The sequence below is a fragment of the Deltaproteobacteria bacterium genome, assembly GCA_030654105.1.
Lineage (GTDB): Bacteria > Desulfobacterota > SM23-61 > SM23-61 > SM23-61 > JAHJQK01.
Map to the genome: position 1 here is coordinate 1 of JAURYC010000042.1, position 14,937 is coordinate 14,937.

15 protein-coding genes are annotated in these 14,937 nt (G+C 51.4%); 10 read left to right on the top strand and 5 right to left on the bottom strand.

Annotated elements, in window-relative coordinates; genetic code table 11:
- Window positions 1-225: 225 nt before the first annotated feature.
- The 10 genes from iorA (at window position 226) to Q7V48_01740 (ending at window position 11,706) form a co-directional block, all read left to right on the top strand.
- Window positions 226-2,034: an indolepyruvate ferredoxin oxidoreductase subunit alpha gene (gene iorA / locus Q7V48_01695; GenBank protein ID MDO9209453.1), complete on the top strand. Its 1,809-nt coding sequence runs from the start codon at window positions 226-228 to the stop codon at window positions 2,032-2,034.
- A gap of 175 nt (window positions 2,035-2,209) precedes the next feature.
- Window positions 2,210-2,731 (top strand): 2-oxoacid:acceptor oxidoreductase family protein, encoded by a 522-nt coding sequence (locus Q7V48_01700; GenBank protein MDO9209454.1) that lies wholly within the window; start codon window positions 2,210-2,212, stop codon window positions 2,729-2,731.
- On the top strand, window positions 2,728-3,612 hold the full coding sequence (locus Q7V48_01705; protein ID MDO9209455.1) for a branched-chain amino acid ABC transporter permease: 885 nt from the start codon (window positions 2,728-2,730) through the stop codon (window positions 3,610-3,612). Before Q7V48_01700 ends, Q7V48_01705 begins: the two co-directional genes overlap by 4 nt.
- Window positions 3,613-3,621: 9 nt before the next feature.
- Complete coding sequence (locus tag Q7V48_01710; GenBank protein ID MDO9209456.1) at window positions 3,622-4,578, top strand: branched-chain amino acid ABC transporter permease; 957 nt, start codon at window positions 3,622-3,624, stop codon at window positions 4,576-4,578.
- On the top strand, window positions 4,559-5,389 hold the full coding sequence (locus Q7V48_01715; protein MDO9209457.1) for an ABC transporter ATP-binding protein: 831 nt from the start codon (window positions 4,559-4,561) through the stop codon (window positions 5,387-5,389). The genes Q7V48_01710 and Q7V48_01715 overlap by 20 nt, the downstream gene beginning before the upstream one ends.
- An 87-nt stretch (window positions 5,390-5,476) precedes the next feature.
- Window positions 5,477-6,208, top strand: coding sequence for an ABC transporter ATP-binding protein (locus tag Q7V48_01720; protein MDO9209458.1), 732 nt, complete (start codon window positions 5,477-5,479; stop codon window positions 6,206-6,208).
- Window positions 6,209-6,221: 13 nt separating this feature from the next.
- Window positions 6,222-7,499, top strand: a complete 1,278-nt coding sequence (locus Q7V48_01725) for a phenylacetate--CoA ligase (GenBank protein ID MDO9209459.1) — start codon at window positions 6,222-6,224, stop codon at window positions 7,497-7,499.
- Window positions 7,500-7,622: 123 nt separating this feature from the next.
- A complete protein-coding gene (locus tag Q7V48_01730) occupies window positions 7,623-8,909 on the top strand; it encodes a phenylacetate--CoA ligase (GenBank protein MDO9209460.1) in 1,287 nt (428 codons plus the stop codon).
- Between the two features lie 158 nt (window positions 8,910-9,067).
- Window positions 9,068-10,222, top strand: a complete 1,155-nt coding sequence (locus Q7V48_01735; GenBank protein ID MDO9209461.1) for an ABC transporter substrate-binding protein — start codon at window positions 9,068-9,070, stop codon at window positions 10,220-10,222.
- Window positions 10,223-10,353: 131 nt separating this feature from the next.
- Window positions 10,354-11,706, top strand: a complete 1,353-nt coding sequence (locus Q7V48_01740; GenBank protein ID MDO9209462.1) for a TrpB-like pyridoxal phosphate-dependent enzyme — start codon at window positions 10,354-10,356, stop codon at window positions 11,704-11,706.
- Between the two features lie 224 nt (window positions 11,707-11,930).
- Here the strand turns inward: Q7V48_01740 and Q7V48_01745 are convergent, their stop codons facing one another.
- The 5 genes from Q7V48_01745 to Q7V48_01765 form a co-directional block, all read right to left on the bottom strand.
- A complete protein-coding gene (locus Q7V48_01745; protein MDO9209463.1) occupies window positions 11,931-12,197 on the bottom strand; it encodes a hypothetical protein in 267 nt (88 codons plus the stop codon).
- A gap of 147 nt (window positions 12,198-12,344) precedes the next feature.
- Window positions 12,345-12,920, bottom strand: coding sequence for a P-loop NTPase (locus tag Q7V48_01750; protein MDO9209464.1), 576 nt, complete (start codon window positions 12,918-12,920; stop codon window positions 12,345-12,347).
- A gap of 24 nt (window positions 12,921-12,944) precedes the next feature.
- On the bottom strand, window positions 12,945-14,045 hold the full coding sequence (locus Q7V48_01755) for a 4Fe-4S binding protein (GenBank protein MDO9209465.1): 1,101 nt from the start codon (window positions 14,043-14,045) through the stop codon (window positions 12,945-12,947).
- A 62-nt stretch (window positions 14,046-14,107) separates the two neighbouring features.
- Window positions 14,108-14,443 carry a type II toxin-antitoxin system RelE/ParE family toxin gene (locus tag Q7V48_01760; protein MDO9209466.1) on the bottom strand — a complete coding sequence of 112 codons (336 nt, stop codon included), beginning with the start codon at window positions 14,441-14,443 and terminating at the stop codon, window positions 14,108-14,110.
- On the bottom strand, window positions 14,440-14,721 hold the full coding sequence (locus Q7V48_01765) for a type II toxin-antitoxin system Phd/YefM family antitoxin (protein MDO9209467.1): 282 nt from the start codon (window positions 14,719-14,721) through the stop codon (window positions 14,440-14,442). Before Q7V48_01765 ends, Q7V48_01760 begins: the two co-directional genes overlap by 4 nt.
- Between the last annotated feature and the right edge of the window lie 216 nt (window positions 14,722-14,937).

Consider the following 14,937-nt stretch of genomic DNA (forward strand, 5'->3'; position numbering starts at 1 on the left):
CTGTGTTCTCTGTACTACTAACGTTCAAATTCTGAAAATTTTGTTAAGATTATTTATAAAGAATTTTATCTGGGTTTATTTGCGTTCATCCCTGTTCTAAGTTGTTTTTTGTTCTAAAGATTTGATGATAGCTCTGTGAGCTCTGTGCCCTCTGTGGCTAATGGTTTTTGTTTGCGGCTCTGCCGCGCTGCGACCTCTGTGGCTAAAAAATCTGGGGAGAAGAAATTGAAAAAGATTCTTCTGGGTAATGAGGCTATCGCCCGCGGGCTGCTGGAGAACGGCTGCTCCTTCGCCGCCTCCTACCCCGGAACCCCGGCTTCGGAAATTCTCTCTTCTTTCCTGCAGATGGCCAAGGCTGAAAAGACTCCGGCTATAGGGGAATGGTCCATCAATGAAAAGGTGGCTTACGAGACGGCTCTATCCGTCAGCTATGCCGGAGGTCGCGCGGCGGTAAGCATGAAACAGGTCGGCCTGAACGTGGCCTGTGATCCTCTCATGAGTTCGGCTTACACCGGAGTTAAGGGGGGCTTTTTGGTTATCTCGGCCGATGATCCAGGCCCCCATAGCTCCCAGACCGAGCAGGACAGCCGGATGATGGCCATGATGGCCAAGATTCCTGTCCTGGATCCTTCCACCCCCCAGGAAGCCAAAGAGATGATCCGGGTTGCCTATCAAATATCCGAGGAGTTCGAGATCCCGGTTATGCTCAGACCTACCACCCGGATTTGTCATTCCAGGCAAGGGATGGCTCTGGAAGCAATTCCCGCTCCCTCGTTGGCTTCCGGCTTTTCCAAAGACCCCCAGCGCTGGGCAGCCACGCCGAGATACCGTTATACCCTACATCATCAGTTGAACCAAAAGATCGAAGCCATCGCCGCCAAATTCGGAGAAGATTCTTATCAGCGGATACTGGGAAGCAGCAATGCCCGCCAATGCATCATCTCTTCCGGAGTTGCGCTCGCCCATACTTATGACACTCTTAAAGAACTGAATCTGGAGGATCAAATTGCTCTTTATCAGGTGAAGATGCCCTACCCTTTGCAAGTTCAGACTATTCTTGATGAACTCGTTCCTTTTGAAAAGATCCTCGTGATCGAAGAAACCTCCCCCGTGATTGAGCTGCAATTAGCCATGCGCGGCCGCATCAAAGGAAGGCTCGATGGTTCGATCCCCCCTCAGGGAGAACTCATCCCGGATGTCCTGGTTCAGAGCATCAGCAATTTCGCTCAGATTCCCGAAGAAAAAAAGGCCCCTATCCCTGGTAAGGCCAGACGCCCTACGCTTTGCCCCGGATGCCCGCACCGGGCTGCATTTTACGCCATCCGCCAAGCCCTGCCCCAGGGAATCTACCCCAGCGACATCGGTTGTTATACCTTGGGGCTGAACTTGGGGGCGGTAGACACTGTCCTTTGCATGGGAGCGGCCATCAGCCAGGCCGCCGGCTTATACCACGCCTACCGGATGAAAGGGGAAGTTCCCCCCATTGTGGCCACCATTGGCGATTCCACCTTCTACCACGCTGGAATCCCTGCCCTGATCAACGCTGTTCATAATGGGGCGAAATTCATCCTGCTCATCCTGGATAATTTCACCACGGCCATGACCGGTAACCAACCAACCCCCGGGCTGGAGCTTCTGGCCGATGGCCGGCGGGGAAAAGCGGTGGCCATTGAGGATTTAGTCAGGGCGAGCGGAGTGCCAAGCCTCACGATCATCGACCCGTACCAGCTCGAAGAGATAACCCGGGCTATAAAGGAAGCGGATAAAGTAACCCGTTCCGAAAATGGAGGGATTTCCGTAATCATATCCCGGCACCCGTGCCTAATGACCCCGGGCGCAGGGAAAAAGCAGCAATCTTACGGCATGCAAATTACCGAGGATTGTATTGCCTGCGAAATTTGCTTCCGGGATTTCGAGTGCCCGGCGATCGGCCTTGACCAGGAATCGGGCAGGGCCAGGATCGACCCAAACCTCTGTTCGGGATGTGGCGTATGCGCGCAGGTCTGCCCGCAGGAAGCGATTAAAAGAATTTAAATCTTTGCCACAGAGGTCACAGAGATCACAGAGAAAATAAAATAGTCAAGAATATGTTAGAGGGTTAATAATAATTTATTAAGTCGATACCGAAAAGGATTTATTCTGCGCATTTTTAACTCTGTGTCCTCTGTGACCTCTGTGGCAGATTATGTTTTTAAATGAAAGGTTTTTTATGAATATGCAGATCGCTATTACGGGAAGGGGTGGGCAGGGAGTATTATTCCTAACCCGGATTCTTGCGGAATGTGCCCTGAGATTGGGGGTTGAGGTGATCGCCTCGGAAACCCATGGAATGGCCATCCGCGGAGGATCGGTAATTTCTACCCTGAAAGTCGGGTCCTATCGAGGTCCCCTGATCCGCAGCGGTCAGGCAGACCTGATTCTGGCCCTGGATGAAGGATCCGTCGATACCTACGCCCATCTCCTGGCTCCCCATGGTGCGCTGATTCTTAACACCCCCAGGTCGAGTTCCTCTCCTGCCATCGATGCCACGGGGATGGCTGCTGGAATCGGCTCCCCCCTTATGGCCAATTTGATCCTTTTAGGTTTTGCCCTAAAGTTTAAAAAATTATTTTGCGATTATTCTCTCGCTGAGTCGGTGACCAAAGCCATATCCCCGGAGCGGTTCCGGGAAGCCAACCTGAACGCCTTGCAACTTGGTTATTCTGCCAGCGATCCGGAAGGGGACGGATGACTCTTTCCCTGCAGCTTTTTCAGTTCATTCTTTCCGGCTTGACCACAGGGAGCACCTACGCTCTGATCGCCATCGGTTTCTCCCTCATCCACAACGCCACCGGCATCGTCAACTTTGCCCAGGGCGAATTCGTCATGCTCGGTGGAATGTTCATGATCACCTTCTACAGCTTTCTAAAACTTCCCATGCTTCCGGCTTTTATCCTGACCGTCTTTTCCGTGGCGGCAGTCGGCCTGCTTTTGGAAATCGGACCCATCCGCCGGGCCAAGTCAAAGGAAATCCTCATCCTGGTCATGATCACGGTCGGAGCTTCCATCTCCATCAAAGGCCTGTCCATGATCCTCTGGGGAAAAAACCCCATGACTCTCCCCCCATTTTCCGGCGAGGCTCCCCTGTTCTTTTACGGAGCGGTAATCATGCCCCAGAGTATCTGGATCTTCGGGATCACGGTTGGCGTAGTGTTCGCCCTAAACTATTTCTTCAAGAGAACCATGACGGGGAAAGCCATGCGGGCAGTGGCCGCCAGCCGGAGATCCGCGATGCTGACGGGAATCCCGGTTGACCGCATGATCCTTCTTTCTTTCACGCTCAGCGGCGCGCTGGGGGCGGTGGCCGGGATGATCCTCACCCCCATTACCACCACTTCCTATGACGTGGGCGTCATGTTGGGGCTGAAGGGTTTTTCCGCCGCGATCCTGGGCGGATACGGGTCCATGCCCGGTGCCGTGGCCGGAGGCCTTCTCCTGGGTGTTTTTGAATCCCTGGGCGCCGGACTGATCTCTTCGGAATATAAAGACGCCGTGGCCTTTTTGGTGTTGCTGATCATTCTTTTTCTCAAACCCAGCGGAATCCTGGGCAGGGGAAGGCTAAGAAGGGTCTGAAGAAAATCGATGGGAACGAAAAACAAAATTTACTTGCTTATCTTCACCCTGATTATTTTGACGATCCCGGCTGCCCTGCAGAATAATTACCATCTGATGGTGCTCAACGTGGCTGCCTTAAACATCATCGTCGTCATCGGCCTTAACCTGCTCATTGGGTATGCCGGCCAGATCTCGCTCGGCCACGCCGCTTTTTTTGGGCTGGGGGCCTATCTTTCGGCCATTTTTACGGTCACTTTCGGACTCCCCCTCTGGCCCGCGATCATCCTGGCCATGGCCATCACGGGAATGATTGCCTTTGCCATCGGCATTCCCACCTTGAAACTGGAAGGTCATTATTTAGTCATGGCCACCCTCGGGTTCAACATCATTATCTACATTGTCATGATCCAGCTTGAGACCGTAACCGGTGGACCATCGGGTTTTGCCGGGATTCCCCGCCTTAAGATCGCCGGGTTTGTTTTTGACTCGGACCTGAAAATCTATTATCTCCTGTGGGCCGTATCCAGCGGGGTTCTGCTGCTCGCTCTCAATCTGATCCATTCCAGGGTCGGAAGGGCCATGGCCGCGTTGAGCCATAATGAGATCGCCGCCCGGTGCGCGGGCATTGACACGGAAAACTACAAGGTAAAAATCTTTGTCATCAGCGCAGCTCTGGCATCTTTGGCCGGAAGCCTTTATGCCCATTACCTTACCTTCATCAGCCCGGGCACTTTCAGCTTTTTCTATTCCATTCAGGTCGTCACCATGGTTTTGATCGGAGGGATAGGTTCTCTCTGGGGGTCTGTTTTAGGAGCTATTTTGTTGACCATCCTCCCGGAAATTCTTCATGCCGCCAAGGAATACAATGTGCTCATTTATGGAATCATTCTCATGGTTGTTTTAATATTCTTTCCCCAGGGCCTCTTTCCTGGGATCGCCAGGGTTTTCCAAAAGAGAAAAATGGATGGCCAAGCGGAATTTTAAGATTCTGCAATTTACGAACAGGCTCTTGATGCTAGAGAAAGCTTTGCCAGAAGATAAAACGATTCTTGAAATTCGAGAAATCACGCTGCGGTTTGGGGGTCTGGAAGCTTTGAATGGTCTTTCCTTCTCCATCGCCTCGCACCAGATCGTCTCCATCATCGGACCGAATGGGGCGGGCAAGACCACTCTCCTCAACGCCATCAGCGGAGTTTATCCCTTGGATTCTGGGGAGATTTTTTTCCGGGGGATGCCCATTTCCAGGTTGAAATCCTTCCAGATTGCCGCCCTGGGAGTCAACCGCACCTTCCAGCAGGCGCAACTTTTTTCCAACATGACGGTCCTGGAAAACGTCATGGTAGGAATGCATCCCAGGACCAAATCCGGTTTCTTGGGCGGAATGCTCCACCTGGCCGACGAACGGCGCGAGGAAAAAAAGATCCAGGAAAAAGCGAAAACGTTGCTGAATTTTTTTGGCCTCCTGGCCAAAGCAGATTGGATGGCTGGACACATCTCCATCGCGGAGCAAAAACGTCTGGAAATTTGCCGCGCCATGGCCGGCGAGCCGGAACTTTTACTTTTGGACGAACCTGTGGCCGGCTTGAATATTCGGGAAACCGAAGCCATGGGAGATTTGATCATCCAATTGAAAAAAACGGGCCAGACGATCATTTTGGTAGAACATAATATGCACTTAGTTATGGGTATCTCCGACTGGCTGATCGTTCTGCATCATGGTTCCAAGATCGGCGAAGGCCACCCGGAAGAGATGCAGAAGGACATTCGGGTTGTGGAAGCATACCTGGGAGCATAGGTTACGGATTGCAGATTTCGGATTGCGGAATGCGGAATGAATAGTTCGGAGTAATGAGTTCGGAATAATAAGCTGAGAGCTTTTATTATGTTGAAAATTAAAAACATCGACGCCTTTTTCGGAAAAATCCAGGTTTTGCGCCGGGTATCGCTCCACGTCGAGGCGGGGGAGATCGTATCCCTCATCGGGGCCAACGGGGCGGGGAAAACCACTTTACTGAACGTCATCTCCGGCCTGCACCCATCGCGGAATGGAAGCAGGGTTTTCCTAGATGTAGAAACCCGGGGGCTGAAGCCGGAAAAAATCGTGGCCCTGGGCATCCTCCAGGTCCCCGAGACCGAAAAAGTCTTCAACCCTCTTACCGTCCTGGAAAATCTGGAACTCGGTGCTTACCTCAGGAGCCAGGATCGGGGCCAATTGATGGAAGAGATGGAACAAGTATATCAGCTTTTTCCCATCCTGCGGGATCGTAAAGACCAGCTGGCCGGAACGCTCTCCGGTGGGGAACGGCAAATGCTGGCCTTAGGAAAGGCCCTCATGGGCCAGCCCAAATTGCTTATGCTCGATGAGCCTTCTCTGGGCCTGGCCCCCACGGTCGTCTCCGAAATTTTCCGCATCATCCAGTCGCTGAATAAGAGAGGAATAACCATCTTGCTGGTCGAACAAAACGCCAAAGAAGCTCTGCGGATTTGCCGCCGGGCTTATGTCCTGGACACAGGCCGGATCCTTCTGACCGGAACCGGGGAAGAACTTCTCAACAATGAGGAAGTAAAGAGGGCTTTTTTAGGCAAAGATTACAAGGGCAAATGGGAAAGGTAAGCGGGAGGTGGATATGCCCATATTCAATCCGGACGTTGAAACCAGGGAGCGGAAAGAACTTCTCGAGTTTCAGAATGAAAGGCTGCAGATCGTAGTCAACCAGACGTATTCCCGTGTGGATTTTTATCGAAAAAAATTCGATGAGGCAAGGGTGAATCCGGATGACATCAAGAACCTTGAAGACCTGAAAAGGATCCCTTTCACCACCCGCAAGGATCTGATGGATAATTATCCTTATGGGATGTTTGCCGTCCCCCTGCGTGATGTGGTCCGCCTGCAGTTTCCCATGGGGCTTTATGGTAACCCCATCGTCATCGGCTATACCCGGCAGGACCTGAAAATCTGGCGGGAACTCGTGGCGCGGATCATGGTCGGGATTGGTATAACCGAGCATGACATTATCCAGGTAGCTTTCAACTACGGCCTTTTTTTTGGTGCGATCCGCTTCAATCAGAGCGCTGAACTGATCGGAGCAGCCGTTGTACCCACTTCGATCGCCTCGGCAGAAGTTCAGCTCAGGATCATGCAGGATTTCCGCAGTACAGTCTTGGCTTCTACTCCCTCCTTTGCCCTGCATATCATAGAAACCATGAAAAGGAAGAGGATCGATCCCCAAACTTTATCCCTGAAGATTGGCCTTCTCGGGGCAGAGCCCTGGTCGGAAAGCGTTCGCCAGGTTATCGAGGAGAACCTCAACATCAAGGCCTATGACATTTATGGCGTCATGGAACTGGTCGAACCCGGCGTTGCCGGTGAATGTTCGGCCAGGGCGGGCCTACATATTTTCGAAGACCATTTTTTTGCGGAAGTCATCGACCCACGCACCGGACAAGCCCTGAGTGCTGGCCGGGAAGGAGAACTTGTCCTCACCACCCTGACAACGAATGCCTATCCTCTTTTACGCTACCGGACGAGCGATGTGACTGCGCTCCATTACGATCGCTGCTCTTGCGGCCGCACAATGGTCAGAATGGATCGGGTTATCAAAAGAACCGACCAAATGGTATCTGTGCGCGGAATCAACGTCTTCCCGGAGAAGATCGAAGAGGTATTAGCTGGTATTGATGGGGTCGGGCCCGGTTATTCCATGGAGGTGGCCGAGAAAAAAGGAATGAACGATCGGCTGAAAGTGCTCGTGGAAGCCTCGCCAGAGATTTTAGTCTCCAAGGAAGAAAGAAAGACGGCCCTGCAAGAGGCCGTTCAATTAGCCCTACGCCGGGCCATAGGCCTGAGGGTGGAAGTGGAAATTGTAGCCAAAGACAGGGTGTTGGGGGTTGGGTGGAGGGGGTAGATTTGAAGTGTACAGTTTTGAGTGTTGCGGGTTACGAGTTGCGAGTTATAGGTTCTGCGCGCCTTGCGCTCTGGGCTTTGCGTTTTTCGCCTTGCGCCTACATTACTTTGGAGTTGAGCAAACATGACCAAAACATTCATGCCGGCTATTAAGTCGGAAGAAGCGTTGATGCAGTTGCAGCTTGATGGCTTGAAATGGACGGTCAAGCACGCCTTCCAAGGATCTTCCTTTTACCAAAAGAGGATGAAGGAAACAGGAGTCCATCCCCCGGATATTCAAAATATGGAAGATATTCAAAAACTCCCTTTTACCACTGCCGATGACCTGCGGGAAGGCTACCCCTTCCCGCTTCTTGCGGTTCCCCTCGAACAAGTGGTCCGCATCCATGCTTCCTCCGGAACGACCGGAAAAAGAAAAATCCTTTGCTACACGGAAAAAGACCTGCAGGACTGGAGTGATATGTTCGCCCGTTGTTATGAAATGGCCGGCCTGAGCCAAGCGGACAGGGTGCAGATTGCCGTCGGCTACGGCCTCTGGACCGCAGGGGTAGGCTTCCAATTGGGGGTCGAACGCTTGGGGGCCATGGCCGTTCCGGTTGGGCCCGGCAACCTCGATATGCATTGCGAGATCATGGTCGATCTCCAAACGACGGTCTTCTGCTGCACCGCTTCCATGGGCCTGCTCATGGCCGAGGAGGTAAAACGGCGCGGCCTCAGGGATAAGATTTCCCTGCGCAAGGTCATTTTCGGCGCCGAGCGCCACAGCGAGGCCATGCGCCGGAATATGAAAGAGAACCTTGGCGTGGAAGATACTTTTGACATCCCCGGCTTGACCGAACTTTATGGCCCGGGAACAGGATTAGAATGCCCGGCCCATGAAGGGATTCATTACTGGGCGGATTATTATATCCTGGAAATCATCGACCCGGAAACCCTCAGACCTTTGCCATCCGGAGAAGTGGGAGAAATGGTGGTCACTACCCTGCGCAAGGAAGCCGCTCCCCTGATTCGCTACCGCACCCGGGACCTCACCCGTCTGGTTCCCGGAAGATGTTCTTGCGGGAACATTCTCCCCCGGCACGACAAAATCCTCGGGCGTTCGGACGATATGTTCATTATTCGCGGAGTGAACATCTACCCGGGACAAATCGACCATCTTCTTTCCCAAGTCCCCCAGGTGGGCAGTGAGTTTCAGGTTTTTTTGGAACGGGGGACAGATGGCAAAGATTATATGACTGTAAAAGTGGAACGGGCGGAGGGCGTGGATCCCCAAGAAGACCGGGTACTGGCTGCGAAACTGGAATATCTTCTCGGCCATCAGCTCCTGGTCAGCGGAAAGGTTGAGGTGGTCGCCTTCCAAAGTCTTCCGCGCACCGAAAGGAAGTCGCAACGGGTCTTTGATAAAAGATAAGAATAATTTTGCCGCAGAGGTCGCGAGAACGCAGAGGTAAACAATATTTTTAAATCTAACCAGCAAAAAAACTTTGAGAGTTTGGATATTTGATTTTCAATCTTCTCTGCGCTCTCAGCGTGCTCTGCGGTGAATTCTAAAAAAAAGGAGGAAAAGTTATGAAAAAATGTTTGCCAGTCGTTTGTTTGTTTCTGACATTTTGTGTCGCAGGGGGGTTAGCTTGGGCGGCTGACCCAATTAAACTGGGGGCTTTCTTCGACCTCACCGGCGCAGGGTCAGCTATCGGCACCCCAACAAAGCTGGTCGCAGAGATGGTCGTGAAAAAAATTAATGGAGAAGGCGGGATCAATGGGCGGCCTCTGCAACTGGTAATTGCCGATGACGAGGGAGACCCAACCAAAGCAGCGATCATCGCCAAGAAATTCATTGAGTCAGACAAGGTTGTGGCTATCATCGGCCCAACCAGGACTGATACGGGGATGGCCGCCAAGCCAATCATTGAGCAGATGAAAGTTCCCACCTTCATGTGTGTGGGCGGGGATCCTGTGGTCACGGTTCCGCCATTCAAGTGGACATTCAAATCTCCTCAGAGAACATCGGTGGCCGTAAAGAAGACCTACGATTACCTGAAAAGAAAGGGAATCCAGAATATTGCCATTATTACTTCCGCCGATGGTTTCGGCCGCGATGGAAAGAATTGGTTGGAAAAGCTGGCCGTGGAATACGGCCTGAAAATCATCACCGGGGAATCCTTCCAGGCCACGGATAATGACATGACCACCCAGTTGATCAAAATCAAGGCCGCTTCCCCCGAAGCCATCATCTGTTGGACGATCGGAAAAGCCGGGTCCATTGTGGCCAAAAATGTCAAACAGCTGGGCATTCAAGTTCCACTTTTCCAGTGCCATGGGTTGCCCGACCCCATTTATATCAAGTTAGCTGGCGAAGCATCGGAAGGGAATATCATGCCCGCGACGAAATTGATGGTTGCCTCCCAGCTTCCCAATTCTGACCCACAGAAAAAAGTCATCCTGGAATTCATTCGCCTGTACAAAGACGTCTATCAATACGAACGGCAGTTCCCCATTAACACTCATTCGGGATATGCCTGGGACGCAATTTACATCTTGGCCAACGCCATGAAAAAAGCCGGGACCAACAACGAAAAACTGCGAGAGGCGATTGAAAAGACCAAAGGCTATATCGGGGTTAGCGGCATCTACAACCTTACCCCTGAAGATCATAATGGCCTGGGGTTGGATTCGATGGTCATCGTCCAGATCGTCAAGGGCGAGTGGAAAATGCTGGAATAAATGCGGATTGCGGAATTATTAGGACGCAGATTTGCGCAGAAAAAGCCGCTTAAAATTTATTTAAAATTCAGATCCTGAAAATCTGTTTTGATCTGCGTCCAATAAATTTAAAAAATGAAAAGGAGGGAACAATGGAAGAAAGAAAGACTTATTTGAGTGAAGCAGAAATGCCCCGGCAATGGTACAACATTCAGCCTGACCTACCCAAACCCCTGCCTCCTCCCCTGCATCCGGGAACGAAGCAACCCTTAGGACCTCAGGATTTGGCTCCCATCTTTCCCATGGGTTTGATCGAACAGGAGGTCAGCCAGCAGCGCTGGATTGACATCCCTGAAGAGGTCCTTTCCATTTATAAACTCTGGAGGCCAACGCCCCTTTGCCGGGCGAAAAGGCTGGAAGAAGCGTTAAAAACTCCGGCGCGCATCTATTATAAAAACGAAAGCGTAAGCCCGGCCGGAAGCCATAAGCCGAATACTGCCGTGGCTCAGGCTTACTACAATAAAAAAGAGGGCGTCAAGCGCCTGACCACCGAAACGGGTGCGGGCCAGTGGGGAAGCGCCTTGGCTTTTGGGTGCAACCTTTTCGGGATGGAATGCCGGGTGTACATGGTCAAAGTCAGCTATCAGCAGAAACCCTACCGCCGCATGCTCATGGAAACCTGGGGAGCCGCAGTGACTCCCAGTCCCAGCGATAAAACCGAGGCCGGCAAGAAAATCCTGGCCAAGGATCCCAATTCTCCAGGAAGTCTGGGCATCGCTATCAGCGAAGCCGTAGAGGATGCCGTGAAGCGGGAAGATAGCCGGTATTCTCTGGGCAGCGTGCTCAACCATGTGATTCTCCATCAGACCATCGTGGGTCTGGAGACCAAGGCCCAGTTGAAAAAGATCGGCGCAGATCCGGATATTTTGATTGGATGTGTGGGAGGAGGCAGCAATTTTTCCGGCTTCAGTTTTCCTTTCTTCCCCGAAAAAAAGGAAGGGAAAAAAATCCGTTTCATCGCCGTGGAACCAACGGCTTGCCCGACTTTGACCAAGGGGCTCTATCGGTACGATTATGGGGATACGGCGGAGATCGCCCCGATCGTAAAAATGTACACCCTGGGGCATAATTTTATACCTCCGGGAATTCACGCCGGCGGATTGCGTTACCACGGAGCTGCCCCGCTTCTTTGCCTGCTTTATGATGAAGGTTTCGTCGAAGCCGTGGCTTACCATCAGAACCCCGTCTTCGAAGCAGCCATGCTCTTTGCCCGCACGGAAGGAACCATCCCGGCTCCGGAAACAGCCCACGCCATCAAAGCAGTCATCGATGAAGCCATAAAGTGCAAAGAGCGCAAAGAGGAGAAGGTCATCGTCTTCAATTTCAGCGGCCACGGCCATTTCGACCTTTCGGCCTATGACTCGTTTCTATCTAAGAAATTGGAGGATTTCGAATACCCGGAAGAGAAAATTAAAGAGGCGCTGAAAGACCTGCCGAAAGTATAATTCAAAGGGCTTAAGGCGCAAGGTACAAGCCCCCAACACCCTTGTACCCTGCGCTTTATGCGGTAGGAGCGGTCACTGGCCACCTGGGAAGGGCCATAGCCGTATGGGGGCAGCTGGTAGAGCAGCAGGCGGATTAAAGAATTTGTAACCTTCCGCCGCCGTAAGGCCACGTGGCGGGTTGCCCCCGGGGAAGAAATAGTAGAGGGGATCATACGCGAAATTTTTCAGAAGGGATATAAATCCGTAAAATCTGCACAATAAGTAATGGTAGGCATGAACAAACCCAACTCTTGAGTCCGGGATAATAGCTCCTGATAATCTCCGGACTCCACCTTTTTTCTGACCCTTTCCAGGTCTTCCGGGGGAGGAACCTTCTTTAAGCTACAGTATCCCCACTCCACGACCAAATCGGTTTCGAAGCTCTTCTCGAAATGCTGACAATAACTGCAGTGAGGCGAGGCGAAGTCGTGCATACCTATCTCCGAGCTCATCGTCCTCAGTCCCCTCGCTCTTTCCCCCAATCACATGGGGAAGGGACTGGGGTTTCTCCCAGCAAAACCCTGGCGATCCTTCGGATGCTCTCCCTGGCTTGGCCTCCCTCCAACACCTTACCTTCTAAACAAGCTTGGGCGATTTGCTCATCTAACTCTCACTCCGCTGGCTTGGGCCAATAAGTTTATCTTAGCAGCTAAAGCAACGGATTCGAAGGAAGGTTCTACCAGGATCAACAGGGTATCGATGTGTTTCTCGACCCCGCGGCCGAAATGCTCGACCCCTGCTTCCATATCCACCAGAACAATTTCCCTCTCTTTTAGAAACAGCCGGTAGAGGAAGGTTTTTAACACCTCTGCCATGGGGCAGGCACAACCTTCAAAAGCTCCGGTTATTTTCCCAACGGATGCTAATTTCAAAGTATCTGTTGCCATCAGGTATTTGCCGGGAATGTCCTGGAGATAAATCTTCTCATTGCCCAGCGGATGGGTTGGGATGTCCATCTCTCTGGTTAATTCCATAACCCGTCTGGGCCCTCCAAACAGATCGATCAAATCGCCAGGAGCGTGATGAAAACCCAGCATCCGGTAAAGCCCGGGATTCGATTCGTCGGAATCAACGATCAAGACATGGTAATCCATTTCCTTTAAGACTTTGGCGAGGAGAGTCGTCAAAACGCTCTTTCCGGTCCCGCCTTTTCCAGCGATGGAAATCTTCTGCATGGCCTTTATTTCCCGCTAACTGAGTCAGGGCAGCTTCGGCCCTTCCTTGTACACTCCTCCGGCAATGTGAGCCCCCATCGCTGCTCGGTCGATACCCCCTTGGGGAACAAACTCCGGAGGACGCAGGAGTTTCATGGCGATAGCTTTGGGCTCGCACTTGAGGACGCATACCCCGCAGCCGAAACATTTTTCCTCATCGATTTGCGCTTTGTTGTTCTTCAAGGTAATGGCTTCGAAACCGCATCGAGGGAGGCATAAGGCGCACCCATCGCAGAGGTTTTCGTCCACATAGGCATTCCACCGGGTCCGCAGCCATCTTCCGCTGGTAGGGATCTTATAACGCTTGAAATTTTCCCAATCCACACAGCAATCCGGGCAACAGTTACAGATGGGGTTCCCTTGCATGCTTTGAGAATTCCAGGCCTGGTGAACCAAACCCTGGTCTTCGGCTTCGTAGAGAAGCTTTAAAGCGTCCTCTTTGGAAAGTTCTCTTCCGCTGCCCCTCTGGATAGCGTACTCCGCTCCTCGCCCCAACTGAATGCAATAGAGCCGGTCAGCAAATTTGCAGTCCAAACCTACGCCCATCTGGCGAGAACGGCAGGCACATCCTGCCATAGCGATCTTCGTGGTCGTTTTCACAATTTCTCGAACGTCCTCCCAGGGCTCGAACTTGGTATCGGGAGGGAAGGCTTTGATCGCTGGTAAGACTCTCTGAATGGGAACCCCGGTTTGAAGGAACCACAGAGCATGGTCCCGGTCATATCCGCTCCGATAAAAGGCCTGCCATTTCTGGGCCAATTCCGATTCCTTCTTGGGGTCCCACCGCAGGTCGGACAAGATAGCATCGTGCAATTGCGGCAGGGAGCGGGCAAACCTGGCTCCGTCCATCTTGGAAAAATCTTTGGGGAAGATCAACCCCCGGTTGAACATATCCCGCAAATTCTTATCCACTTCTTCTGCGCTTAGGCCAAATTTTCTGGCCAACTCCTGATGAGAAGCGGGGAGAGATGCGGCGATCTGAGCTTGAATGGGGGTTAATAAAAATTGCAGCAGACTGATGAGTTCCTTTGATTCCGGGTAACGCATCATCTCTGCTAATTTCAAATAGGCATCCTTGGCTTCCATACTGGCCTCCTTCCCCTGAAGTTCCCCGCAAAGAACACGGAGATCAAAAAATTCGAGCAGTTTTATATCTTTGAGCTAATAAGTCTTTTGAGAAGAATATCTTCAATATTTTGACGTGAATCCAATACTGATAAGACAGGCACGGTCTTTTCAGATATTCTGTAAATCATTCGCCATGGTGGTATGATTAATTCTCGGTATTGTGAAATACCCTGCTCCCGTAGTTCAGGGATGATGCGGCCTCTTTCAGGGAAGGAATAAAGGCTTGATGCTTTTTCTTTTATCGGTTTGAATATTCTTAAAGCGTCAGCTGGATTATCATCAGCAATATATTCAATGATCCCCATCAAGTCTTTCTCAGCAACATTCGACCATTTAACTTCATATTTTTTTTTCATTTCAGTTTTTCGTTCAGGACATTTTCGATGTTCTTAAAGACTTCCTCCTGAGGTTTTGATTTTCCATCCTTAATTTCCTCTTCGCCTTGGGAGATCAGTTTCAATATCCCAATGGCATTCCGCATATCTTCATAGCTTTGGGGATCTTGCAGTACGGCTCTGGGCTCTCCATTTTGAGTGATGATAACTGGACGATGGGTGTCATTGATCTGTTTCAGCAGATCTGCTGCCCTAGATTTAAGATAGGTAACTGGCTTTATGTCCTTTGAAATATTCATTTTTATCACCTCCGGTCTTTTTATAGTACCAAATTAAAACCGATAGTCAAATTTAATCTTTTTCCCTGATCTGCTAACGCTCGCGATCAGCGGGGCGTGTAACGCATCCGCTGGATCGCGTTGTTAAATGTCGTTATTATTCCTTGTCATCCATGATCCCTGAATAACTTGGGCATACCCTACGACACTCCCAGCACTTCTTCAATACGAAACCTC